This window comes from Planococcus soli, from assembly GCF_016881065.1.
Taxonomy (GTDB): Bacteria; Bacillota; Bacilli; order Bacillales_A; family Planococcaceae; genus Planococcus; species Planococcus soli.
The window spans coordinates 1-23,483 of the sequence record NZ_WXYN01000018.1 but is presented as its reverse complement, the minus strand read 5'-3'; the positions used below and the strand labels follow the sequence as shown (position 1 = coordinate 23,483).

At 43.5% G+C, this 23,483-nt stretch carries 22 protein-coding genes and 1 pseudogene; 14 read left to right on the top strand and 9 right to left on the bottom strand.

Translation table 11 applies throughout. From position 1 onward, the window contains the following. A partial coding sequence (locus tag GJB59_RS10665) for a citrate/2-methylcitrate synthase (RefSeq protein ID WP_328822967.1) occupies positions 1–309 on the bottom strand: 309 nt, incomplete at its 3' end. Between the two features lie 513 nt (positions 310–822). Here GJB59_RS10665 and GJB59_RS10660 point away from each other — a divergent pair. Further along, complete coding sequence (locus GJB59_RS10660) at positions 823–2,118, top strand: L-lactate MFS transporter (RefSeq protein ID WP_142830880.1); 1,296 nt, start codon at positions 823–825, stop codon at positions 2,116–2,118. Between the two features lie 384 nt (positions 2,119–2,502). Here GJB59_RS10660 and pgeF read toward each other — a convergent pair whose 3' ends face one another. The 3 genes from pgeF to GJB59_RS10645 all read right to left on the bottom strand — a co-directional run bounded on the left by pgeF (position 2,503) and on the right by GJB59_RS10645 (position 5,894). Next, the gene (gene pgeF, locus GJB59_RS10655; protein WP_142830878.1) at positions 2,503–3,261 is read right to left on the bottom strand and encodes a peptidoglycan editing factor PgeF; all 759 of its coding nucleotides are present in this window, start codon (positions 3,259–3,261) and stop codon (positions 2,503–2,505) included. Between the two features lie 140 nt (positions 3,262–3,401). Further along, positions 3,402–4,532, bottom strand: a complete 1,131-nt coding sequence (ald, locus tag GJB59_RS10650; RefSeq protein ID WP_142830876.1) for an alanine dehydrogenase — start codon at positions 4,530–4,532, stop codon at positions 3,402–3,404. Positions 4,533–4,652: 120 nt separating this feature from the next. Next, complete coding sequence (locus GJB59_RS10645) at positions 4,653–5,894, bottom strand: PucR family transcriptional regulator (protein ID WP_142830874.1); 1,242 nt, start codon at positions 5,892–5,894, stop codon at positions 4,653–4,655. Positions 5,895–6,313: 419 nt separating this feature from the next. Here GJB59_RS10645 and GJB59_RS10640 point away from each other — a divergent pair, with 419 nt between their 5' ends. Continuing rightward, positions 6,314–6,778 (top strand): macro domain-containing protein, encoded by a 465-nt coding sequence (locus GJB59_RS10640; protein ID WP_142830872.1) that lies wholly within the window; start codon positions 6,314–6,316, stop codon positions 6,776–6,778. An 85-nt stretch (positions 6,779–6,863) separates the two neighbouring features. Here GJB59_RS10640 and GJB59_RS10635 read toward each other — a convergent pair whose 3' ends face one another. Both GJB59_RS10635 and GJB59_RS10630 read right to left on the bottom strand, forming a co-directional pair. Continuing rightward, on the bottom strand, positions 6,864–7,718 hold the full coding sequence (locus GJB59_RS10635) for a metallophosphoesterase family protein (protein ID WP_142830870.1): 855 nt from the start codon (positions 7,716–7,718) through the stop codon (positions 6,864–6,866). A 105-nt stretch (positions 7,719–7,823) separates the two neighbouring features. Continuing rightward, positions 7,824–8,510: a GIY-YIG nuclease family protein gene (locus GJB59_RS10630; RefSeq protein ID WP_142830868.1), complete on the bottom strand. Its 687-nt coding sequence runs from the start codon at positions 8,508–8,510 to the stop codon at positions 7,824–7,826. A gap of 576 nt (positions 8,511–9,086) precedes the next feature. Between GJB59_RS10630 and GJB59_RS10625 the strand changes: the two genes are divergently transcribed. The 4 genes from GJB59_RS10625 to GJB59_RS10610 all read left to right on the top strand — a co-directional run bounded on the left by GJB59_RS10625 (position 9,087) and on the right by GJB59_RS10610 (position 12,783). Continuing rightward, positions 9,087–9,578 carry an SdpI family protein gene (locus GJB59_RS10625; RefSeq protein ID WP_185960134.1) on the top strand — a complete coding sequence of 164 codons (492 nt, stop codon included), beginning with the start codon at positions 9,087–9,089 and terminating at the stop codon, positions 9,576–9,578. A 184-nt stretch (positions 9,579–9,762) separates the two neighbouring features. After that, a complete protein-coding gene (locus tag GJB59_RS10620) occupies positions 9,763–10,362 on the top strand; it encodes a TetR/AcrR family transcriptional regulator (RefSeq protein WP_142830864.1) in 600 nt (199 codons plus the stop codon). A gap of 468 nt (positions 10,363–10,830) precedes the next feature. After that, positions 10,831–12,309 carry a PTS mannitol transporter subunit IIBC gene (locus GJB59_RS10615; protein WP_142830862.1) on the top strand — a complete coding sequence of 493 codons (1,479 nt, stop codon included), beginning with the start codon at positions 10,831–10,833 and terminating at the stop codon, positions 12,307–12,309. Positions 12,310–12,345: 36 nt separating this feature from the next. Further along, positions 12,346–12,783 carry a PTS mannitol transporter subunit IIA gene (locus GJB59_RS10610; protein ID WP_142830860.1) on the top strand — a complete coding sequence of 146 codons (438 nt, stop codon included), beginning with the start codon at positions 12,346–12,348 and terminating at the stop codon, positions 12,781–12,783. A 374-nt stretch (positions 12,784–13,157) separates the two neighbouring features. Here GJB59_RS10610 and GJB59_RS10605 read toward each other — a convergent pair whose 3' ends face one another. Then, positions 13,158–13,355, bottom strand: a complete 198-nt coding sequence (locus GJB59_RS10605; RefSeq protein WP_142830858.1) for a hypothetical protein — start codon at positions 13,353–13,355, stop codon at positions 13,158–13,160. A 236-nt stretch (positions 13,356–13,591) separates the two neighbouring features. Then, the gene (locus GJB59_RS10600) at positions 13,592–14,266 is read right to left on the bottom strand and encodes a TetR/AcrR family transcriptional regulator (protein ID WP_142830856.1); all 675 of its coding nucleotides are present in this window, start codon (positions 14,264–14,266) and stop codon (positions 13,592–13,594) included. Positions 14,267–14,441: 175 nt separating this feature from the next. On the opposite strand from GJB59_RS10600, the gene GJB59_RS10595 reads away from it, so the two are divergent. The 5 genes from GJB59_RS10595 to GJB59_RS10575 all read left to right on the top strand — a co-directional run bounded on the left by GJB59_RS10595 (position 14,442) and on the right by GJB59_RS10575 (position 20,604). Next, positions 14,442–15,179, top strand: a complete 738-nt coding sequence (locus GJB59_RS10595; RefSeq protein WP_142830854.1) for an SDR family oxidoreductase — start codon at positions 14,442–14,444, stop codon at positions 15,177–15,179. A 27-nt stretch (positions 15,180–15,206) separates the two neighbouring features. Beyond that, a complete protein-coding gene (locus GJB59_RS10590) occupies positions 15,207–16,679 on the top strand; it encodes an aldehyde dehydrogenase family protein (protein WP_142830852.1) in 1,473 nt (490 codons plus the stop codon). Positions 16,680–16,812: 133 nt separating this feature from the next. After that, positions 16,813–17,406 carry a class I SAM-dependent methyltransferase gene (locus GJB59_RS10585; RefSeq protein ID WP_142830850.1) on the top strand — a complete coding sequence of 198 codons (594 nt, stop codon included), beginning with the start codon at positions 16,813–16,815 and terminating at the stop codon, positions 17,404–17,406. Between the two features lie 50 nt (positions 17,407–17,456). Beyond that, a complete protein-coding gene (uvrA, locus tag GJB59_RS10580; protein WP_142830848.1) occupies positions 17,457–19,904 on the top strand; it encodes an excinuclease ABC subunit UvrA in 2,448 nt (815 codons plus the stop codon). Between the two features lie 268 nt (positions 19,905–20,172). Next, complete coding sequence (locus tag GJB59_RS10575) at positions 20,173–20,604, top strand: Hsp20/alpha crystallin family protein (protein WP_142830846.1); 432 nt, start codon at positions 20,173–20,175, stop codon at positions 20,602–20,604. Between the two features lie 59 nt (positions 20,605–20,663). Here the strand turns inward: GJB59_RS10575 and GJB59_RS10570 are convergent, their stop codons facing one another. Next, a complete protein-coding gene (locus GJB59_RS10570; protein ID WP_142830844.1) occupies positions 20,664–21,527 on the bottom strand; it encodes an SDR family oxidoreductase in 864 nt (287 codons plus the stop codon). A gap of 235 nt (positions 21,528–21,762) precedes the next feature. On the opposite strand from GJB59_RS10570, the gene GJB59_RS10565 reads away from it, so the two are divergent. From GJB59_RS10565 to GJB59_RS10555, 3 genes and pseudogenes are all read left to right on the top strand, one after another. Then, on the top strand, positions 21,763–22,329 hold the full coding sequence (locus tag GJB59_RS10565) for an RNA polymerase sigma factor (protein ID WP_142830842.1): 567 nt from the start codon (positions 21,763–21,765) through the stop codon (positions 22,327–22,329). Then, positions 22,322–23,041 carry an anti-sigma factor gene (locus GJB59_RS10560; protein ID WP_142830840.1) on the top strand — a complete coding sequence of 240 codons (720 nt, stop codon included), beginning with the start codon at positions 22,322–22,324 and terminating at the stop codon, positions 23,039–23,041. The genes GJB59_RS10565 and GJB59_RS10560 overlap by 8 nt, the downstream gene beginning before the upstream one ends. 103 nt (positions 23,042–23,144) lie before the next feature. Then, positions 23,145–23,483: pseudogene (locus GJB59_RS10555) on the top strand (copper amine oxidase); the annotation flags it as partial.

Here is a 23,483-nt window from a genome sequence, read left to right as displayed (position 1 = left end):
CAAGCCGAGCATGGAAACAGCCGTGCGAAGAGCCGCCATCGGGTGGACGTGCTTAATGTCGTATGTTTTAAAATGATCCAGCACGGCTTGGGGAACGGCCATGTTGTCAGCCAACTGCTGTTTCAGTTCCGCCAATTCGTCTGCCTTTGGCAGGCGCTGGTGCCACAATAAGTAAATCACTTCTTCAAAGCTGGCGTTGACAGCCAGGTCATCAATATCGTAGCCCACGTATGTAAGTGTGTCATCAATGATCGAGCTGATGGCGGATTGGGTTGCTACTACACCTTCTAAACCTTTTGTTGTTGTCATGTAAATCTCTCCTTTTAATTTTATTTGAGCTGATGATTGTGCTAATTTGTTATATCGCCATGTGTAATTGAGAAAACAGTAAAGCGTTTACATTTTGCGGTTTGAAAAGAATCGACATGCTGCTTGCTGGAATTGTGACTATTTTGTGCTGTTTATTTACTGTAACGCATTTTTATAAAAACCCAGGAATAAATGGCTGCGATTGGGTTTATTTTGATTAAAGCAGCAGAATCGGGGACTGAAAGAGAGAATTTTTAAATTTTCGGAAAACAGCAGATGGATCAATAAATAAAAAACTGAAACACAACTGGATCGTTCTGGAAAAATATTTTGTAATAATATTTTTTTTATGTTGTTTGCTCTTACTCCCAGCTGGATTTTAAGCTGCAAAGATTGGCGGATAAAAACTTTATTTTCAAAAAAGTATTTGTTTTATTTTGAATAAGGATGTATTCTCTGGAGAATCGCTTCTGAAATTAGTGGTGGATTTTGCATGTAAAAGGAGGATATTTGATGGGAAAAACAAAAAACAGGTGGCTGATCGCTTTGGCAGCGATTGCTATCCAACTATCAATTGGGGCAGCTTATGCCTATAGTGTTTATACGACGCCAATCAGCAGTGAAATGGGCTGGGCACCTAAAGAAATTACGTATGCCTTCACCATCATGATGGCTCTTGGCGGTATCTCAGCCGCGTTCTTTGGAGGATTTGTTGAAAAGAACGGACCTCGGAAATCGGCGATTGTGGCTGCATTCTTATTCGGTTTTGGACAAGCCGGTGCAGGTTTCGCCATTCAAATTGATTCGCTGATTTTATTTCTTCTTACATACGGTTTCTTAAGCGGGCTCGGGCTGGGAGTAGGCTATATCGCTCCTATTTCGACGCTTGTCAAATGGTTTCCGGACCGCAGAGGGCTGGCTACTGGCATGGCGGTCATGGGCTTTGGAGCTGGTGCATTGATTACCGCGCCGGTTGCTGCTAATCTGATCGGATCATACGGTGTCAGTACAACATTTTATATTCTCGGAATCAGCTATTTCATTCTGATAATACTCGGTGCTTCATACATTGCGCCGCCGCCGAAAGACTGGATGCCGCAAGGAATGCAGCAAGCCATCGACTCTGGCAAAAAAGTGATGAAAAAAGATTTGGCGCAACTGACTGCTAAAGAAGCAGTGAAAACACGCCGTTTCTGGATGGTTTGGTCGATGATGCTGATTAACGTCAGTGCCGGCATCATGATCATTTCGGTAGCATCACCGATGTCACAGGAAATGATTGGACTTTCTGCAGCTGGAGCTGCAACATTGGTCGGCATCATGGGCATTTTCAACGGCGGAGGCCGCCTGGGATGGGCAGCACTTTCCGACTATATCGGGCGCCCAACTGTCTTTACAATTTTCTTTGTGCTGCAGATTATTGCCTTCACGATGCTTCCAAACGTTGGCAATGTACTGATATTCCAAGCAATGATTTTAGTGATTGTCAGCTGCTACGGCGGAGGGTTTTCGAACCTTCCGGCATTTATCGGCGATTTGTTTGGAACAAAGCAATTGGGTGCCATCCACGGCTATTTGTTGACAACATGGTCAATGGGCGGCATTATCGGACCGGCCATTGTCTCGCAGATTCGTGAGCGTACAGACAGCTACGTGCCGGTGTTTTATGTCTTTATCGTGTTGGTTTCCATCGCTTTTGTGATTTCGCTGTTGATCCGTTTGGATATTAAGCGAGTAGAAGGGCAACAGGAATCCCAAAAGCCAAACACCGCTTCGAAAGGGTTGAATCTACAAGAAAGCAATAACTAATTTCGTGGTTACAAGATACTGTTCATTCGATGCTTAAATAGTTAAAAAGTTTCATTTTTAACTAAACTACCTTTTAACTAAAATTCGTCAGTAGAATCAGAAAAGTCGTTTTCTCCAACCACAGTGGCTGGAAAAAACGACTTTTTTATTTGGTGAAATTGGGGGACTTCACCCGCAGAATGTAGAAATGAAAAGACTTGTGAAAAGCTGATTAATCACTTCTGTATATGAAATTTATAAACGGGCATTGCTGCCAAGTGGTAAGACAGTGGCTTGGCAAAGCGGGAAGACAGATGGTTTTAAATGTCATGCCCACAGCGTTTTATCATTAGAAGATCGTTAAGTTCAACAGATGATGTTCAAGTATTTACAATGAAAAGTTAATCATTTTTTCATCGCAAATATCAAATGTCTGCCGCTCTTTTTATCTTGTCTGTAGGAGAAACCATCAGAGCTCGAAAAGGTGCAAGTCCGATCAATGTGGATCTGTTCAGAAGGAACACCTGCCGCTTCACATTGCCTTTTGACAGTCGCTTGATTGTCGATATGGTACTTATTTGTTGCATCGTTGAAATACATAAACTCGTCGGCATAGCCAAGAGTCTTAAACTTGGAATAAACATCGTGATCGACTTCGAAATGCTGTTGGCTAATTGCCGCACCAATCTGGATGTCCAAATCAGCAGGGGTGGACTGTTCAATCTTAATGAGCTGATGAAGCAGTTTGGGAACGATTTCTTTAATGGTGCCTTGCCAGCCGGAATGGACAACAGCTGTCAACCCTGTTTTTGGGTCACGGATAATCACGGGGACACAATCAGCCGCAAAGCTGCATAATACAACTCCGGCATCATACGTATACAATGCATCTGTATCGGAAAAAGCATCTTCTGCATCGTATGCGCCTCTGCCTTTGTCGGCTGCTGATACACGCCGGAAATTTGCACTGTGCGTCTGTTGTGTACAAATAAAGTCCGCGAGTGAAACATCCAGCAATTGGGCCAGATTTTTCCGGTTTGTTAAAACAGTTTGTGGATTCTCACAGGCATGCAATGCCATGTTATTGTTTTCAGGTTCAGCTGTATCCCTTTGCGTCATGCCGGAAATAAATTGTTCATCGTTCGCATAAATTTTTGCTGTCATTTTCATCACCTTTCCTAAATATAAAACAACTTATGCTGTCTGTACAGGGAAGCGGATAGTATAAGTTAGAATTTTTTGTGCAAAAAAAGACGTTCCAGACACTGAAAATAATCAGCAGAGGAACGTCTTTTGGATAGTTCTTATACCAACGATGCCGGTTTAGCAAGAGCCTCGTCAACAGATACATAGTCAAAGCCAAGGTCTTTGGCAACTGCTTCATACGTGACGCTGCCGTTTGCTGTATTGACGCCAAGCTTTAATGCCGGGTTTTCAGCAACAGCTTGTTGAACGCCTTTGTTCGCCATTTGAAGAGCATAGCCAACAGTAACATTTGTCAATGCGATGGTCGATGTGCGCGGCACAGCTCCAGGCATGTTAGCAACTGCATAATGGACCACTTCATGTTTTACATACGTCGGGTCGTCATGGGTGCTGATGCGGTCTGTCGTTTCAAAAATGCCGCCTTGGTCGATTGCGATGTCGACAATAACAGAACCTGGATTCATCGATTGCACCATTTCTTCCGATACCAATTTAGGTGCTTTTGAACCTGGGATTAATACAGCACCGATAACTAAATCCGATGCTTTGACTGCTTCTGCGATATTGAATGGATTGGAAATCAATGTCGTTACATCCGTTCCAAAAAGATCATCCAACTGGCGAAGGCGTTCCGGGCTCAAATCGATCATTGTTACTTGAGCGCCAAGGCCAATCGCCATTTTCGCAGCATTAGTTCCAGCCACTCCGCCGCCGATAATGGTTACTTTGCCTCGCTGTACGCCTGGTACACCGGACAAAAGAATGCCTTTTCCGCCGTAAACTTTTTCAAGAAATTGAGCGCCAACTTGAGCAGCCATTCTTCCGGCTACTTCGCTCATTGGCGTCAATAATGGAAGCGTACGGTTGACCGATACCGTTTCATAAGCCACTGCTGTTACTTTATTGTCGACTAAGGCTTGCGTTAATGCAGGTTCAGCTGCAAGGTGCAAATACGTAAACAATAAGAGGTCTTCACGGAAGTAGTGGTATTCAGAAGAAACAGGTTCTTTTACTTTCATGACCATTTCAGCTGCCCATGCTTCTTGTGCTGAGCCTACGATTTTTGCACCAGTTGCAATATAATCCTCATCAGTAAAGCTGCTTCCGAGGCCGGCGCTTGTTTCGATGATGACTTGATGTCCAGCTCTTACAAAAGCGTCAACACCAGCCGGAGTGATGGCCACCCGGTTCTCGTTGTTTTTGATTTCTTTTGGAATTCCAATAATCATTTTTCTTCCCCCTATATTACGGATAGTGTAGATATCCATAAGTATAGCGGGAAGGGGGCAGTTCTACATTGTATAAAACAAAGAAAGAAAGCGGTTTCTTTTGTAGATTTTCACAAAAGGCTATTTGTCATCCATTTTTCGCGCTTTCAGATCGAGATAAATACCGATCTTTTCATGAATATTTGTTAAACGGATGCCGCCAATTTCCGATATCCGTTTGATCCGGTAGTGAAGGGTATTGGTATGGACAAATAGCTTTTTTGCTGCATCGTTCATATTGCTGTCCTGCTGGATAAAGACTTCAAGAGTTTGCAGCAGATTGGATTTGTGCAAGGCGTCGTATGCTTCAAGTTTGGCGATGGCAGGATGTTCGTATCGCCTGCTCCGCTGATCTTTTTGGATCAAGTTCAAATACCGGAATACTCCCAGGTGGCGAAAATGATGGACATTTTCCAGTTCCTCTGGAAAACGCTCTTTCATCTTCAGCACTTTAAGTGCTTCCTGATAGCTCGTCTGTGCTTTGTCAAAATCCTGGTAGCCAGTGCCGGCGCTTCCCCGTACGCCTTGAATGGAAAAACGATTGGCCATTTCAGACACGAAAAACGAAATAAAGTCGTCAAAGGCTTTCTCGTCAGGTTGTGAAGGGTGAGGGGAAGCGATAAGAATCAACTCTTCATCCATCACTACGAGAAAATGATTGGTAATTTTTTGGCTGGTCGTGATCAAATAGGAAATCTGTTCCTCCATTTTTCGCGTAATGTCCTGTTCAAAACAAAAAGCGAGTACAGTAAAGCGTTCAGGCATCTTCAAGTTCAAATCATAAAATTTATTGTGAATTTCTTCTAGGTTTTTGTAATGGCCCGTCAGCAGCTGCCACAGAAAATCCTGGTAATTTTCCTCTTTGCGTTTACGGTTCTGATAGAGCTTGGCCATCAAGGGTGTAGCAGCAACAGCTGCATCCTGAAGCAGTTCCAGCTGCGCTCCATTCAATTTTTTTTGGTCTTCCACTACCCAAATATAGCCCAGCGTCTCATTGTTTTTGCGGATGGCAATCGCTACACGGTCACGAAGTCCGATGTCTTCAATGTGAGGGATGCGCAGCGCACCATCCGTTTGCAATAACTTCGGGATGACGCCTTCTTTCCACAGGCGATTGATGACTTTCTCCGGCACACGCTGGGAAATGATGGTGCCGATGCGCGCAGAGTCAGTGTCGTCTTCGTGCGAACTGTAAGCATGCAGTCTGTGGTTGGTGTCTTCAATTGTTGCCGGACAAAGTAAATTTTCCTGTATGCAGTCGACCAATTCTTTCAAGTCGAAAAATGATTTTTTGAATGGATTTTTCTGTGGCATTTCGTACATGGGGCAACTCCTTTAGCGGTGCTTTCATACAAAACCGCATTCATTGATACATACTCTCTAGTATAACGAATATAGGCGGCTTACTCTAGGGCAGCCAAGAAGTCTGCAGAAAATTTTGCTCCTCATGCAAAAAGAGAAAGATGCTTTACATCTTATTGGGCAAGCATTAAGGTATAGAAAAGTTTGATGAATGGCATAGGGGTTCCTGTAAAGGGCGAACTGGATTCTCCGTAGATTTGCTCCATATCCGATATGATTACGGTGAGGAAACAGAGGCTAGCTATGAATTCAATGCATTTCTTAGCGCCGAGGCGTCCGAAGCGGTGAAAGCTAATTTCTTTAGTTCAACTTATATAATTACAAAAGTTGTCTGAAATTCAGTCCAAGTTTTATGATGAAATCAAAGGAGGAAGCAAAGCATGCCATTAGAAATTATTCAAAATGACCTAACGAAAATAGAGGCTGATGCAATTGTTAACGCCGCAAATTCGGAACTGCAGATGGGCGGTGGTGTCTGTGGAGCCATTTTTCGGGCGGCTGGTGCAGAGGAACTGCAAAGAGCCTGTGATAAAATCGGTGGATGTCCAGTTGGAGATGCGGTTGTTACAGATGGCTTTCGATTGCCTTCGCAATACATCATTCACACAGTTGGCCCGATTTGGCGTGGGGGAAGCCACGATGAAGAAAGTTTATTGCGTGCATGTTACCGGAATTCATTGGATTTGGCCATAACACTCGACTGCACTTCAGTCGCATTTCCGCTGATTTCTGCAGGAATTTACGGCTATCCGAAAGAACAGGCACAGAAAGTGGCTGTCTCAGTAATAGAAACCTTTTTACAAAATCATGACATGCGGGTTCAGTTAGTCTTGTTTGGCAACTGACCTGTTCGCCATACTGGAAATGGAGAAATGAAAACAATCCGCATTCCGGTTAACGGAAGTGCGGATTGTTACAAGCAAAGTTTTTTTATTTTTGAAAAAGAGAGATGGCATCTGATTTGGGTAAAGGGATGGCATATTTAACATCAGCTGCAGTGCCGAGCGGACAGGGATTGGGCCGAAAGTGGTCGATGGCTTCGCCAATTACTTGTGCATGCTTTTGCAGTTCTAAATCTGCAAAAGAGATATAATCGATCGACAACAGTGATTCGGAGACCTCAATCAAGCGGATAGCCTGTTCGTCAAGCACGGCTGCAAGTTGTAAAAACGTCCAGTTTTCACGCGCCGCAATGGAATTGAAATGGTTATGGCCGTTGACATATAAGCCAACGCCTTTTTTTTGAGATAAAATCTCCCAGACCGGAATATCCGGATGGATGCAGCGTTTGTCTTTTGTTGAATTTTTAGTGGTGCCATGGATCGGGTGGTGCCCAAAAAGGATAAGCGGACGGCTTTCAGTTTCTTTTACGACAGCAGCCAGCCAGTCCTGCTGCAGCGGATTCATAGTTCCTCCCCAATTGGCATAATTCTGTTCCTGTGCAGTATCCAAAAAGGCCAGAACAGCTGAATCTGTTGAAACTTGATGGAAGCGTTGCTGCTGTGTGATGGCAAGAACTTCTTTTCTTGTCATGCCGTAAACATCGTGATTGCCGAGAACGTGTTTAAATGGTTTTCCGTGTTTTTCAACAATAGAGTAAACATCTGCCAGTTCGTCCTGTGTCCCGAAATTAGTCAAGTCGCCGATCGATACGTAAAGGTCTGCAGGGATGGAAAAGAATTTCTCCAGGAAAATCTCATAAAATGTCTGTCGATCCCTTTCGATAAAAGAATAGGCTTGTTTTAACTCCGGATAATGCAAATCACCGATCACCGCAATTTTCATCCCATTTTTTGCCCCTTTCAAGCGTTTCTAAAGACAGTATCTCAAAAGAATGTTGAGCTGCTTTTAAGCAGGCGTAAAAGTTGTATGAATCAGGAAATGTAAGCACTATTTTGTTTTCAGTACACCGCGTTCAATTAAGTTAGTTAACGCGTCCATGTTTTTAAAGCGGAAATAGCCGCTTAAGCGATTCAAGTCTTTTTGTGTCCAGTTTATATATTCCGAATTGAGCTCGTAGCCTTGTTCTAACTTCTGCATTAAAGTTTTGGCAAACTCGATCTGTTTTTCTGTCAGGGGTTTTTCTTGAGTTTTGGCATTATTGGCTATCAGCTGCTCTGTCAATTGGGACGGGGAATCGATGGTTCTGTGGATGTCATCCGTATAAAAGCCTGTTTTTATCCAGGCAAGATCTTCTCTAGTCAGCTTAAACCACTCGCCTTCAAGGCACTTGTCTGAAAAATGCTGGTGAAAAGCAATTTCGGTTTGATGGTGATCTGCAGTTTTGATAAGAAAAATAAGCTTGTTTTCAAAGGGCAGCTTGACATTAAAGACATTCATACGCCGGTCGATGTGCTTTGTTTTGCCGATTTTAAATGAACCGGTCATGTATTCTTGAACAAAATAGACATAGCCAGGAGCCTTGCCGGTTAGAGCAGGGAGCTGGATAATACGGTCGAGTTCTTGTTGGTTGGATCCAAAAAGGTAAATTTCACCTGAATTTGTGTGTTTAAACGAGGCTTTTGCAGCAGAAGGATTTTGAGATTTAGACAGTTTTTTAAAAAAAGTTTTGAACATAGCAGATGCCTCCTTTAAGCTGTTTGAAAAACTATGGCTTCTCCTTTAGTATAATATAAAAAAGAGGGAATTAGAGGATTTAAGTACAATAAATGTAAAATTTATATTTTAAAAGGATATGTTTGGGAAAAACGCTCATATAGCAGTTGTGGTGAAGAACAACCAATATAGAGCCCTGAAAATACGCATTAATAGAAAGTGATCATGTCGTGCTTAAGGACAATTACTATCAAGTTTGGAGTAGGCAACGAAAACATGCATGATGATATTATCCAATAAATGGATGTTTATTACCACCTTTTAGGTGGTGGAACTTACGGTTTATTTGAAAATGGTACCGTAGATATTCAAGAAAAATAGCTTAAAGCAGTTGCCGTTTAGAGTCGAAAAACACTTGTTTATAAGAAGCGTTTTTGGGCTTACCGGGTGTAGAATTCTATATTATTTGATGGTTTTTTAAAATTGAACAGGTGATAAGAATCTGCTTTTTAAAATTTGATGGATGCTTAAAGCTATGCTATTACTGGATCCATCATTTTTTTAAAAAATTTAATGCGGCAGGGGAGGGGACTTATAATGAAGAAGAAGCCAAGAATCGAAGTACCGGGTTCAGTATTAGAGACGTTCCTGAATGCCATCGCAATGCTGAGCTTTTTTGCAATGCTTCTGTTTCTGTTTTTCCAATATGGCGCGCTGCCAGACCAAGTGCCTGGCCATTATAACGGAGCTGGCAAGGTTGATCGATGGGGAGAAAAAGAGGAGTTGTTCCTTCTCCCATTAATCGGCATCGTTTTGTGGATTGGCATGACAGTGCTTGAAAAGTTTCCGCATACTTATAACTACTTGAATCTAACAGAAGAGAACGCAGAGGTTCAGTACAAGAATGGCAGAAGGATGATTAATGTACTCAAAAATGAAATTCTGATTTTGTTCAGCTTTATCACGATTCAGAACATCCGAGTGGCTTCCGGAACTGCAGAAGGACTGGGGGTCTTTTTTCTGCCCATTTATCTGTTGATTGTGTTTGGCAGCGTGTTGTTCTTTATAGTGCGAATGCTTCGGAATTAGAAGTCAGCGTCCACAGAATCTTGTGTATAGTTGCTCACAATAGAGGAAGGTTATCCACAAAGACTGAAAGTTGTTAACTTTTTGATAATACGACTGTATTGTTACAAAAAACAAGCCTGAAAATCATTTGGTACAATCGTGTTAAATAGATTGAAAATTATTATTATTCTGATAGTATAGAGTTATGCCCAAACTAATTGATCTTACTGAGCGCAAGCAGTTTATTGCACATGCCACATGGAAAATTATGCTGGAACAAGGAATGGAAGGCGTATCTGCACGAAATATTGCTAAGGAGGCCGGTTTGTCGTTAGGAGCATTACGGTATTATTTTTCTACCCAAGAAGAACTGTTGCTTTATGCTGAATCACTTGTTTTTGAACAGTTGACAGAAAAGACAAATGAAATTTTCCAAGAGGAAAAGAGTCCGTTGGAAAAAATAATTGGTGTGCTGATGATCTTCCTCCCTTCAAAAGAAGATTCAGACATGGAAGCCAGAGTAAGATTGATTTTCAAGCTGCATGGAAGCAACGGCAGAAAAATTTATCGTGAAGAGCAGGATGCAGCACTGCAGGCAGTAAAAAATATTATGTCGAACTTGATTTTATTGAATCTGTTAAAAAAGGAACTGGACGTTTCGTTGGAAACAGACAGGCTGATCCACTTGCTGGACGGTATGGTGCTGGATGCGATGGTCAGGGCGGAACGAACTACCAGAGGACAGCAGCGAAAAACGATCGTTCATCATTTAAACACGATTTGCAAAGAAGATGTTGGTAGATGAAATAACGGCAGCGAAGACAATCCATTGTCTTCGCTGCCGTTATTTATTGGTGTGAATGAGAGAAATCTTCATACTTTTAATTTAATTGATTATTCAGAAAAAACTAACATCTAGCGGTAGGAATATGCTACCATCAAAGTAAAGTCAACGGCTTATTGCTTACTTTGTTTTCATCTATATAAATTAAACAAAACAACCCGCCTATTGTGAAAAGTTCGTTCAGGTGCTAAGACCCGAGTCCGTAATGCCCCAGCTGCACGACCAGCATTTTGTGGGTGCGAAAGCGACGCTGATTTGCGGGATATCAACGGGCGAAAATTACTAGCTCAACTGATAAAGGAAGAGGTGAGAACCTATGTAATAGCATTTTTTCAAATAAGTTTCTGAGATCTTGGGTGAATTAACATGGTTATTTCTGCATTTTTCTTGTCGTTTTTGGCATAACTAATACAGAAGAGAGGGATTCAAATGGCTGAAGGTAAAAACCGTGCAAGGATTCAGCGTTTCGGAAGTCATTTAAGTGGAATGATTATGCCGAATATCGGTGCGTTTATTGCTTGGGGTCTTATTACGGCATTATTTATTCCAGCGGGCTGGTTGCCGAACGAAAGTTTTGCGGCTTTGGTTGATCCAATGATCAAATACTTGCTGCCTTTGCTGATTGGGTTTACAGGCGGGCGTTTGGTCTATGACTTCCGAGGCGGAGTTATCGGAGCTACAGCAACAATGGGAGTTATCGTTGGCGCTGACATTCCCATGTTTTTGGGTGCGATGATCATGGGACCATTGGCAGCGTATTTAATGAAACTGGTCGATCGGTTGTTTCTGGATAAAATTCGTGCTGGATTTGAAATGCTTTACAATAATTTCTCGGCTGGTATTCTAGGCGCCATTCTTGCGATAATTTCATTAGTAGGAGTCGGCCCCATTGTCAATTCGTTGACCGACAGTTTAGCTGCCGGTGTTGAAGTGATTGTCGATGCAGGACTTTTGCCCTTGGCCAGCATCATCATCGAGCCGGCGAAAATCCTGTTCCTGAACAATGCCATCAATCACGGGCTGTTGAGTCCGCTGGGAGTTGAGCAGGCTGCAGCCAATGGCAAGTCTATTTTGTTCCTTTTGGAAACAAATCCAGGGCCGGGTCTTGGCATCCTGCTCGCCTTCAGTATTTTCGGGAAAGGGATTTCCAAGAGCTCGGCACCGGGAGCAGCCATCATCCAGTTTCTCGGCGGTATCCATGAAATCTACTTTCCGTATGTACTGATGAAACCGCTATTGGTCTTGGCGGTGATTGGAGGCGGTATGAGCGGTGTTTTCACTTTTGTTTTGCTCGATGCAGGATTGGTTGCCACACCATCCCCGGGCAGCATCTTTGCCTTGCTCGCCTTGACGCCGCAGGGCAATTATCTTGGCGTGGTAATGGGCGTTATTGTTGCAGCGGCAGTTTCTTTTACCATTGCCTCAATCATTTTGAAAACGACTAAAGATGTAGAGGAAGATTTGACCGCTGCTACAGGCAAAATGGAAGAAATGAAAGGCAAGAAAAGTACGGCTGCCGGTTATTTGGCTCCTCAGGCAGTGCAAGGTCCTACAGATACTTCTGATGACGAGGTATTGCAGGAAGGTGCAGTGGTGACTTCCGATCCGGGAATGAAAACAGCGGACCAAGTAAGGCGAGTTGTTTTTGCCTGTGACGCAGGGATGGGTTCCAGTGCGATGGGAGCTTCCTTGTTGAAAAACAAATTCAAAAAGGAAAACATCGATATTCCGGTTACAAATACCGCCATCAGCCAATTGCCGGAGGATGCAGATATTGTCGTCACCCACAAGGACTTGACGCCGCGCGCCAAAGAAAAATTGCCGCAGGCTGAACACATTTCAGTGGACAACTTCATGAACAGTCCGGAATATGACAAGCTGGCACAGCGCTTAAAAAAGGAGCAGTAAAATAAAATCCTGAAAATTTGAATGGGAGTGTGAAATATGGCAAAAGCAGTTTTGAAAAGAGATAACATCAAATTGAACGTGCCGCTGACTACAATGGAAGAAGGCATTCGCTTCACAGGTGGAATCCTGGTGGACAATGGTTATGTGGATGCCGGATATATTGACAAAATGCTCGAGCGGGAAGGGATGGCTTCCACGTTTATGGGCAATAGCCTGGCCATTCCACATGGCACCGAAGACGCTAAAGCGAATGTACTGGAAACTGGAATATCGGTGGTCACCGTTCCTGGAGGGGTCGATTTTGGCAGCGGCAATATCGCCAAGATCCTGATAGGCATTGCCGGAAAAAATAATGAACACTTGGAGATTCTTTCTAATATCGCGATTGTCTGCTCTGAAGAAGAAAATATCGAAAAAATATTGAATGCCACTACAGAAGATGAGATTCTGGATTTGTTTAGCGATGTAAGCTGAACCAGTGGATTTTACTAGAATTTGAACATATAGAATTGCTGAACCAGCAAAAAGCAGGCCCGGATTTTTGGCGCCTGCTTTTTATATGGTGTTTGCTGCAGAATAAATAAAATATTCATTTTGGTAATAGTTTGTTCATATTTGCTCTGTATACTGAAGTTATCTAAAAGTCTTTGGAGGTTGAAGAGAATGAGTGGAATCTTATTTTGTGCAAACCCAAGAAAGAAAAAAGCCAGTGAAATCGTGGAAAAACTTAAAATGCAGGGAATCAATGCGGAGTTATGCAAAAAAGCATCAAATCTGTAAATGGAAATTGAAAAACCCCGCGTGCTAATTTGGCAAGCGGGGTTTATTTGGTTTAAAATCAACGCAGTTTAATAGCTTAGCGCTTTTTCGTACATCCATCTCTTCAAGTTGCCGATCGAGTGAAAAGAGATGGCTTCTCCTGTATCTTTGTGCTCTGCTTTGATGATGACGTCAAATTCATTGGGAGTAAACAACCAACGATCTTCCACCAATGCACGCGCCATCTTCACGATCATACTGGAGCCTTTAATAGAGTCCAAGTTCATTTCAACCATCTCCTTTTTTCGTTAGTTGAATTTTATTATATTCTATTTATCAGAATTTTTAAACTACTATTTCAAAATGTTTAAAATTTTGTTTTAGCTTATTTCATCCTATTCCCAAGCCATTTAAAGTCCAAACAAACTATTTCGGTTTCCACACATCCAAAAAGCGTTGCTACAGAATCGTAGCAACGCTTTTTGGATGTGCATAGGCCATTAAAATTCACTTAAGTATACTATCAGGCAAGCTTATTGATTTTAGTCAGCTGGCTCACTATGACTTCTACCACATTTTTAATGTAAGGATCTTGTTCTTTTTTTAATGAACCAGGGGTAAAAGTGCGATGTTTCATAATTTCATAATAACCGTACATGCTTTCTTCCAAAGACAGACCTTCATCGCTCATAAATGAGGAATTCAGTATTTTTCGCAAAGCGGCTTCGTCTTGTGCAATGACAAGAGAAGGATTCAGCGGATTGAAATCTCCATCGCTAATGCCGTTTGTATAAAATGTGTGAAGCGTTTCGATTCGTGCAGCCGCTATTTCCAACTTCCGTTTATAAAGGTCAGGACACGTGGATTTTAACTCGTCCAAATATATCTCTGACGCATAAACGGCTGAAAACGCAGATTGCTCGAATACGGTAGGCAATCGTTGAACATAAGAAAAGCGGGGATTGTTAATAAAATGATTGGTCTTTTTCAAATATTCAATATAGATTTCTGTAACTTCCAGGATGATGTCTTCTTTTGATGCGAAAAAGTTATACAGTGACGCTCTGCTGATTCCCATCAAATGAGCTAAATCCAGAATTGTTAAAGAGATAAATCCTTCTGTTCGAACTGTCTCCATAATTTTTTCGGCATAGGAGCGGCGCATGATCTGCCGTTCCTCAGGTGAAATTTTCCGCATATAAACACCCCCCCATATTGTGAAAATTATAACACAAGAAAGGTTAGAGTAGATTACCATTTTCAAACCAATTTGTTTGAGTAGACAGGCAAGGGGGGTAAAGAGATAAGATGAATATAATAATAGACTGTTTTTAATGAAAATGTCTAAAATGCAGAAACGGAGATGAATTGATATGACAAAAGGTAAATCGGCAATTATAACAGGTGCCAGCAGCGGGATTGGCCAGGCAACTGCAAAAGAATTGGCTTCTAAAGGATATCAAGTGCTTCTGGCTGCAAGACGCGAAGATAGATTGATTGAACTAAAAAAAGAAATTGAGGCTGCTGGAGGTACGGCAGAGTATAAAGTGACAGATGTAACATCGGCAGAGGAAATGAAGGCCTTGGCAGAAGAAGCACTCCATAAGTTTGGGCAAATCGACGTATTAGTAAATAATGCCGGGTTAATGCCTTTGTCCTTTATGAATAAATTGAAAATCGATGAATGGGATAAAATGGTCGACGTAAATATTAAAGGCGTTCTTTATGGAATCGCAGCGGTATTGCCGATTATGGAAAAACAGAAATTCGGCCATGTTTTAAATGTATCTTCTGTAGCTGGACATATGGTATTCAAAGGCAGTGCGGTTTACAGCGGTACGAAATACGCTGTTCGTGCCATCTCAGACGGCTTGCGGCAGGAAATCGATCCATCGCACGAAATCCGTGTAACGATCGTTTCACCTGGTGCGGTCCAAACGGAACTGACGGATACGATTACAGACGAAGATGTACTGGCTTCGATGAAAAACCGCGGTTCGATGAAACCACTTGAAGCGCAGGACATTGCCAATGCAATTGCCTATGCAGTTGAACAGCCGGCACATGTCGACGTCAATGAGATTTTAATTCGCCCTAGACAACAGGCATAAACCCCAAAAAGAATGGAGACGATAAAAGTGAAAACCGATTTTTCGAAAATTTATATAAATGGTGAATGGATTCAAGGTTCGAGCGACAGCCAAATGAAAAATTCCAACCCGTTCACAGGCGAAGAACTGGTAACAACTCAAGCCGCAGATAAAAGTGATTTAGATGCTGCCTATAAAGCCGCTGCTGAAGCACAAGTGGAATGGGCCAAAGAACTGCCTCAAAACAAACAGGCCGTCATGGAAAAGGCCTTGAACGTTATGCAGGAAAATAAAGAATTGATTATCGACTGGCTTGTTAAAGAAGCAGGCAGCACCGTTATTAAAGCCACGGTCGAGTTTGGTGCTTCCATAAACATCTTAAAAGAAGCAGTGACATTCCCGTTCCGTATGGAAGGCAAAATTCTTCCTTCGCAGCAAGCTGGCAAGGAAAATCGCGTCTACCGCAATGCGCTGGGAGTAATAGGCATCATCAGCCCGTGGAACTTCCCGCTGCACTTGGCGATTCGTTCCATCGCGCCAGCACTAGCTACAGGCAATGCGGTTGTCATCAAACCCGCAACGGACACTCCAGTGACAGGCGGCTTGTTATTTGCCAGCATTTTCGAAGCAGCTGGTTTGCCTAAAGGATTGTTAAACGTTGTCGTTGGACGCGGTTCGGAAATTGGCGACGATATCGTTACGCACCCAACACCGCGCCTTATATCGTTTACTGGGTCAACGCCAGTCGGAAAACGCATCGGTGAACTTGCCGGAGGTGCTCTGAAGAAAACAGCACTTGAGCTTGGCGGCAACAATAACTTTATCGTGTTGAATGATGCCGATGTTGATCAGGCTGTCGATTCTGCATTGTTTGGCAAGTTCTATCACCAAGGCCAGATTTGCATGGCGATTAACCGCATTTTTGTTCATGAAGATATCTACGATGAGTTTGCAGAGCAATTTATCGCCCGCGCTGGCAAATTGAAATTCGGCAATCCGGCAGAGCAGGATACGCAGGTTGGACCGCTGATCAATCGTGATCAAGTTGACCGTATCCTTAAAGATATTGATGCGACTGTTGAACAAGGTGCGAAAGTGCGTCTTGGAGGAAAAGCAGAAGGCAATGTATTGGAGCCAACTGTATTAACAGGCGTGACCAACAGCATGCCGCTTGCTGAAAATGAAATTTTTGGACCGGTTGCCATCTTAATTCCGTTCAGCAGTGACGAAGAAGTGATTGAACAAGCGAACGCTTATCCGTTCGGGTTGAGTGGAGCTGTCCATTCAGCAAATATCGAGCATGGCACAAATATTGCACACCAAATTCATACAGGCATGATCCACGTTAACGATCAGCCGGTTAATGATGAAGCACATATGCCATTTGGTGGAGAAAAAGACTCCGGCCTTGGCCGCTTTAACGGAGAATGGGTGCTGGAAGAGTTTACGACCTTGAAATGGTTATCGGTTCAGCATCAGCGCCGTGAATACGGACCATTTGTCAATAATACTAGAAAATAAATGATCTAACGGCAGCCTCTGAAACGGGGCTGCCGTTTTTTTGTGGTGTCTGCTATTTATTTGTAGAAAGGGGAAAGGGAAAGAAAAGTCGAATTCTATATCAACAGAAAAAATGAAAAGGAGCTGATGATCATTGGCTGGATGGTTCCCTCGCATATACGACGTGGCAATGAAGCCGCTGGAAAAAACGCGTTTTGAGAAGATTCGTTCTCGTCTTGTACGGAAAGCACATGGAAGGGTATTGGAAATCGGTTTTGGTACTGGCGCTAACTTTCGCTATTACCGCAATGTGGAGCAGGTTGACGCCATTGAACCAAACCCGGCCATGGCAAAGCAGGCAGTCAAACGCATCAGGAAATCCCGGATTCCGATTCGTCTATACCGGGCAAAAGCAGAACAGCTGCCGTTTGCCGGCAACAGCTTTGACAGCGTGGTTGCGACCTTGGTTTTTTGCACTATCCCGGAACCCATGCGCGCTCTTCAGGAAATCCAAAGAGTCAGCAAGCCGGGAGCCAAGCTTCTTCTATTCGAACATGTCAAAATGGATCAAAAAATAATGGGGAAAACACAAAAAGCTTTGACGCCAATCTGGAAAAAACTTTGCGACGGCTGCCATTTGGACCGGGACACTCTGGAGCTGGTAAAGGCTTCAGGGTGGGAAGTGCAAAAGGTGACTTCCTACTACGGCGGGCTATTTTTGACAATTGAGTGCCGCAACCCTCAATGATGGCTAAATATACAACATTAGCCTGCTTATGAAGAAAGAAGGCGCAGCAAATGACTGAATTTATTCGCATTGAAAAGGCTTTTGAAAACAACTTGAAAAACGTCTCTGTGGCGATCCCCAAAAAGCAATTTGTTGTAATTACCGGTCCATCGGGTTCTGGGAAATCCACATTGGCATTGGATATCATCCAACGGGAAAGCCAGCGCCAATATATGGAATTGAACGGTTTGACCACCAATTTCATCAATAAACCCAAAGTGGAATCCATCAGTGGGCTGTCGCCTTCCATTGGCATCGGCCAGCAGCAAGCGAGCAATCGCAATCCACGGTCGACTGTCGGAACGGTGACTGACATGTATACGTATTTGCGTGTCATTTACGAAAAGCTGGGCATACGGGAATGCCCGAATTGCCGCGAGATGGTCCGAAAGCCGAGGGAACTGGACGAGGAAAGCGAAACGATGCCGTGTTCAGCTTGTGGTTACGAAATAAAAAACTTAAAAAAAGCGCATTTCTCGTTTAATACAATTGAAGGTGCTTGCGAGTCCTGTTCGGGACTAGGCAAAAAGCTTGGGATCCGGACAGAGCTTGTAGTGGATCTCGAAAAAAGTTTAAATGACAGCGCCGTGACGATTTGGAATGCGGCAATAGCCGATTATTACATCAATTCCGCTGCCGCAGCGGCCGAACATTACGGCTTTTCATTAGATAAAAGTCTTCCAGTAAAAGACTGGAAGGCAAACCAAAAAGATTTGCTTTTTTACGGAGTGGAAAGTGAAGAATTCAAAAAGCATTACCCCGCAGTGCCACTTCCGAAAACGGTAGCCAAAGGAAAGTTTGAAGGTGTTTTAACAGGGATGTGGAGACGCTATCAAGAAAAAGAGGGAAACTCAGGAGAAGCGGATTTTTTCTTCCAGGAAACCTGTCCCGAATGCCAGGGCACCAAGCTGAAAAAAGAAAGCCGGGAGGTCAAAGTGGGGGGGAAATCGATTTCTGAGGTTTCCCAGATTCCATTGGATGCAATCCTTTCATGGGTAGAGGAGATCTCACAGAATTTTAGGGCGGACGACGAGTCGGTATCGTCATCACTCGTTTTCGAACTGCGTGAAAAAATCAAGCGAATTGTTCACGTCGGCATCGGCTACTTGTCCATGGAAAGACAATCAGCGACTTTGTCAGGCGGTGAAGCTCAACGTCTTAGGCTGGCAACCATTTTGGGCTCCAGTTTGACGGGCGTTTTATATATATTGGATGAACCCACTGCCGGACTGCATCCGAAAGACACACAAGGTTTGATTGATGTGTTGAAAGAGTTGCGCGACCTTGGCAACTCCGTTCTGGTCATTGAACATGACGTGGATGTCATGATGCAGGCTGACTGGATCATCGACCTTGGTCCTGGCGCCGGTATAAACGGCGGAGAAATTGTTGGGGAAGGCACGCTGCCTCAACTGATCAACCAGGAGGATTCAGTGACAGGTGCTTACCTTAAGGAACCAGAATTGCCTGCAAAGACCCGCCGAACTGGCAATGGGCGTTATATAGCTATACAAAATGCCTCTAAAAATAATCTGAAAAACATTACAGTGGAATTTCCGTTGGGTACGTTGACCGCGGTTACTGGCGTGTCAGGTTCCGGTAAATCTTCGTTAGTATTTGAAATACTGGCAGCCAGCGGAGAAACAGATCACATCAAAGATGGCTACTACCAAATTACTGGCACACAAGAACTCGACAGGATGGTCACAGTGGACCAATCCGGGTTGACCCGGATGCAGCGGTCGAATGTGGCGACATACACGGAAATCTACACACTGCTCCGAAATTTGTTTGCCAAATTGCCGCAGTCAAAAAAAGCTGGATTGACCGCAAAGCATTTTTCATTTAACACGGAAGGCGGGCGCTGTGAACACTGTCTTGGAATGGGCTATGTGTTTACACCCATGTATTTTTTGCCGGACCTTGAGGTGGTTTGCCCGGTTTGTTCAGGAAAACGCTTTAAGCAAGAGGTATTGGCTGTAACATACCATGGCCAGTCAATTTCGGACATCCTGAATGTCAGTATCGAGGAAAGCACCAGTTTCTTTAGTGGACAGGATAAGATTCTTTCTACCATCAAGCTGCTCTGTGAAGTTGGGCTTGGTTATCTGAAATGGGGACAAACTTTGACTACTTTGTCAGGAGGCGAAGGACAGCGTTTGAAACTGGCTAAAGAACTGAACCGGAAAAGCAAAGGCGAAACGCTGTATATTTTGGATGAACCTTCTACCGGACTCCATCCGAATGATGTAAAAAAACTGCTGCTGTTGCTCAACAAGCTGGTGGATGATGGCCATACCGTCATTATTGTGGAGCACAATACACAAATCATCCGGGAAGCTGACTGGGTCATCGATTTGGGACCTGAGGGGGGAAATGAAGGGGGCCGAGTCATTGCTGAAGGAACTCCAGAGGAGGTTGCGGTCAACAAGGCTTCCTATACGGGCAGATACTTGTAGGCAAGTGAGCAGATGACGGCAATCGCTGGCAAGTTTTTATTTTCTAAGTTTGGCGTAAATTTCGATAGTGCTTAATTGACAAAAAGATATTTTTTTCTATAATAATTAGTAGAAAGAGTGTTGAGGACCCCTGAAAAATAGAAGCTAAAGGAGGAAAAGGTGGTGTGATAAAGAGGTTTTTTTTGGGAAATATCATTGTATGCCGACTTTCTGAGATGAAGTTTTTGAGGAATTCTACTGAACAGTAATCTGAGAGGAGAGTTTTAAAATGAGACTTTTGCCAAGAAAACGGGAAGATGTTTTTCCAAGCCTTTTTAACAGCAACTTTGAAATGGATGTGTTTGACCGTTTTTTCAAAGAAGCCAATTATCCGCAATTAGACATCAAAGATGCCGAAGATCACTATGAAGTGGAAGTTGATATTCCAGGCTTCGCAAAGGAAAACATTTCTGTGGAGTACAAAGATGGCTATCTCCAACTGCAAGGAAAGAAAGAAGAAAATAAAGAAACAACAGAAAATGATGGCCATTATATTCGGAAAGAACGTTCCTATGGTTCATTCAAACGCAGCTTCTACATCGGTGAAGTGGATGAAAATCATATCTCCGGGTCCTTTAAAGATGGCGTATTGATGCTGCAAGTACCCAAATCAAAAGAAGATAAGCAAAAAGATGAAGGCCATCAGATCAGGATCGAATAGCTTCACGGGTGCAGTAAAAAAACCGAAAAGCCTTTTGGCTTTTCGGTTTTTTAGTGGCATTAGGGTGAATTTTGGTATTCCCGTTGCATATAACTGGACAAATCTTCTGCTTTTTCTCCCGTGATTCGCTCAAAATCCGCTGTAACTTCTCCCATTAATCCTTTGGCTGCGGCTTCATATAACGACACAAGAACTGGCCCGAAGCCTTTTGGTTCATCATAGAGTTCTGCAAACTGTTCATTAGTGAGCGGGTCGTAGACAATAGGCGAACCGCTGATTCGGCTCATTAGTTCAGCAAGTTCATTCATTGACCAGGCTTTTGGTCCGGTTAATGTATGCTCTTTGCCGTGCAATTCTTCATTCACAGCAATTTGTACAATGGCTTTTGCTAAATCTGCCCTGGAGATAAAAGAGATTTTTTGATCTGCTACCGGATAAAGAATTTTCCCTCGTCTGGCGAGTTCCTGAAGATAGGGCGGCAAAGGATCGGAGTACATGCCATTCCGGATATAGGTGTATGGAACATTTCCTGAAGCCAACCGGCGCTGGACATAGCCGAAAAAAGGGCTCATCTTAAAAGGATTGTTGCCATGATCAGCCATAAAACCAATAAAGATAAACTGTTTAACCCCGGTTTTTTCTGCCGCGACGATCGCATTTTCAAATTCCATAATTCGTGCGACGCTTGGAAAAGTCAGGCTGGGGATGTAAATGAGGACGTCTGTCCCGCGAAAAGCAGCAGCAAGTGCCTGTTCAGACCGGTAATTTGCTTGTTTAATCCCAATTCCCAGTTTTTTAAAACGAATGGCTTTATCGGGATTGCGTACAGTCAGCATAAGGTTTTCGGGAGCGAGGTGCTTTAACGCTTCTTCGACGATTTTCACTCCAAGATTTCCAGTAGCAGCGGTGATGTTGTAATTCATTTTGAATTCCTCCTATCCACTGTTCCCTTTCTCCAATTATAATCCGTTTTTTCCGAAAAAGTGAACTAACTGCCTGGTTTTTACGTAGTATAGGCAAGAGGAATTAAGATGTAAACTGTACCGCATTTCTCGAACAAGATTTTGTATCATGATGTCCATAAAAAAGAAAAGATTTTCCTGTAGCGGGAAGTATAGTAAGGTAGAAAGACGAAATATGTAATAAAGGAGACAGGGGATGGAAAAAAGTACCGATACCAGCTTATATTTGCGGATCAGTGACCAGGACAAAGAAGCACTGGAACAATTATACGACCGCTACGAAAAAATCCTTTTTTCTTTTCTATATAAGATGCTGGAAGATCGCGATCTGGCTGAAGAGGCGCTGCAAGAGGTTTTTATCAAAATCTGGCGCGGCAAAGGGGTATACGATGAAAGCAAAGGAAAATTTACTTCCTGGCTGTTCAGAATGGCACAAAACACGGCGATCGATTTGATACGCAAACGCAAAAAGCCGACGGTGCCGATTGAAGAGGCCGCGCAAACGGCCAGCAATGACGCGCCTGTAGACGTGCAGGTGGAATGGCAGGAAAAGCAGGAACAGATTCAAACGGCTGTTCAGCACTTGTCAGCCGAACAGCAAAAAATGATTGATTTGTTCTACTTTAAGGGACATACTCATGAAACAATTGCGGACATGTGCGATATTCCGCTGGGGACTGTAAAGAGCCGAATACGTCTGGCTTTAAAGAAATTAAAAACATCACTGCACGGGATGCAGGAAAGGGGGGCTTATGATGACTAACATGGATTGTGACCATTTAGTGGATTATCTGAACGGCACACTGTCAGCAGATGAAATCCAGCAATTTGAACTACATTTAAAAACATGCACGGAATGCCAGGAAATAGTAGATGCAACTGGCGAGCTCCCTTATCTTGCAGATCCTGTGGAACCGCCGGCTGATATGAAAGCACGAATCCTGTCCAATGTCTTTGAAGAAAAACCGGAACAGGAAAATCCGCCAGCAGCATTGGATCCGGCAATGTCTCCAATACCGCTGCACCGGAAGAAAAACAAGCCGAATATATGGAAACCGCTTATCGCAGCAGTATTCCTGGCGTCGCTTTTGGGCAATGCTTATGCATTCCTGCAGCTGTCAGATCAGGACGAAGCACCGGAAACGGCGATTGAATCCATTGAACTCCAGCCAAATGAAGCATTTGCAGGAACGGCCACCGCAGCTATGATCGAAGAAGAAGGATCGCTGAATTTGGTTGTTCAAGCAGATCAATTGGCAGAACTGGATGCCAGCCAAGTGTATCAAGTGTGGCTGATCAAGGACGACCAGCCGATACCAGCGGGTGCATTTTCACCTAACCCGAACGGAGAAGGAGCAAGTTACTACCAATTGGATGCAGATTCGACTGAATGGGATACGATTGCTATTACGCTCGAACCGCAGGCAGGGAACGAATTGCCGGAAGGTGAAGTTGTTTTAAGTGCAGGAATTTAGCTGGCCGCTTTGCGGTCAGTTTTTTTATTTTTAAAAATGTGATCTAAATGAAAGCGCTCTCCGTTATGTCTTTGAAACCATAAAAAAAAGGGAGCGATACTTTATGAAATTAAACAAATGTCTTTTAGCACTTCCACTATCATTAGCCTTATTGGTACCAACGGCGGCATTGGCAGACAGCCACGGCCATTCCACTCCGGCAAGCGAAACAGCGATGGAGTCAAGCACGGCGACACCAGCAGCGGAATTGCGCATTGCCCTCGACACGGTCTTAACGGAACACGCATTTTTAGCAGTTGAAACGATGCGCAAAGGCGCAGATGGCGCGGAAGATTTTGATCAGGCTTCTGCAGCTCTTCTAGCTAACTCGGATGACCTTGCTGCAGCCGTGACTTCGGTCTATGGCGAAGAAGGCGGAGCGGCGTTCCTGGAAGTCTGGAAT

What these genes read in the sequence shown, in the direction of transcription:
- ald (WP_142830876.1), bottom strand. Translation starts at nt 4,532, where the DNA reads ATGATTATTGGAATTCCAAAAGAAATCAAAAACAACGAGAACCGGGTG.
- GJB59_RS10620 (WP_142830864.1), top strand. Translation starts at nt 9,763, where the DNA reads ATGCCCAAACTAATTGATCTTACTGAGCGCAAGCAGTTTATTGCACAT.
- pgeF (WP_142830878.1), bottom strand. Translation starts at nt 3,261, where the DNA reads ATGACAGCAAAAATTTATGCGAACGATGAACAATTTATTTCCGGCATG.
- GJB59_RS10645 (WP_142830874.1), bottom strand. Translation starts at nt 5,894, where the DNA reads ATGTACGAAATGCCACAGAAAAATCCATTCAAAAAATCATTTTTCGAC.
- GJB59_RS10600 (WP_142830856.1), bottom strand. Translation starts at nt 14,266, where the DNA reads ATGCGGAAAATTTCACCTGAGGAACGGCAGATCATGCGCCGCTCCTAT.
- GJB59_RS10560 (WP_142830840.1), top strand. Translation starts at nt 22,322, where the DNA reads ATGACTAACATGGATTGTGACCATTTAGTGGATTATCTGAACGGCACA.
- uvrA (WP_142830848.1), top strand. Translation starts at nt 17,457, where the DNA reads ATGACTGAATTTATTCGCATTGAAAAGGCTTTTGAAAACAACTTGAAA.
- GJB59_RS10630 (WP_142830868.1), bottom strand. Translation starts at nt 8,510, where the DNA reads ATGTTCAAAACTTTTTTTAAAAAACTGTCTAAATCTCAAAATCCTTCT.
- GJB59_RS10615 (WP_142830862.1), top strand. Translation starts at nt 10,831, where the DNA reads ATGGCTGAAGGTAAAAACCGTGCAAGGATTCAGCGTTTCGGAAGTCAT.
- GJB59_RS10595 (WP_142830854.1), top strand. Translation starts at nt 14,442, where the DNA reads ATGACAAAAGGTAAATCGGCAATTATAACAGGTGCCAGCAGCGGGATT.
- GJB59_RS10610 (WP_142830860.1), top strand. Translation starts at nt 12,346, where the DNA reads ATGGCAAAAGCAGTTTTGAAAAGAGATAACATCAAATTGAACGTGCCG.
- GJB59_RS10635 (WP_142830870.1), bottom strand. Translation starts at nt 7,718, where the DNA reads ATGAAAATTGCGGTGATCGGTGATTTGCATTATCCGGAGTTAAAACAA.
- GJB59_RS10640 (WP_142830872.1), top strand. Translation starts at nt 6,314, where the DNA reads ATGCCATTAGAAATTATTCAAAATGACCTAACGAAAATAGAGGCTGAT.
- GJB59_RS10570 (WP_142830844.1), bottom strand. Translation starts at nt 21,527, where the DNA reads ATGAATTACAACATCACCGCTGCTACTGGAAATCTTGGAGTGAAAATC.
- GJB59_RS10605 (WP_142830858.1), bottom strand. Translation starts at nt 13,355, where the DNA reads ATGAACTTGGACTCTATTAAAGGCTCCAGTATGATCGTGAAGATGGCG.
- GJB59_RS10625 (WP_185960134.1), top strand. Translation starts at nt 9,087, where the DNA reads ATGAAGAAGAAGCCAAGAATCGAAGTACCGGGTTCAGTATTAGAGACG.
- GJB59_RS10565 (WP_142830842.1), top strand. Translation starts at nt 21,763, where the DNA reads ATGGAAAAAAGTACCGATACCAGCTTATATTTGCGGATCAGTGACCAG.
- GJB59_RS10575 (WP_142830846.1), top strand. Translation starts at nt 20,173, where the DNA reads ATGAGACTTTTGCCAAGAAAACGGGAAGATGTTTTTCCAAGCCTTTTT.
- GJB59_RS10660 (WP_142830880.1), top strand. Translation starts at nt 823, where the DNA reads ATGGGAAAAACAAAAAACAGGTGGCTGATCGCTTTGGCAGCGATTGCT.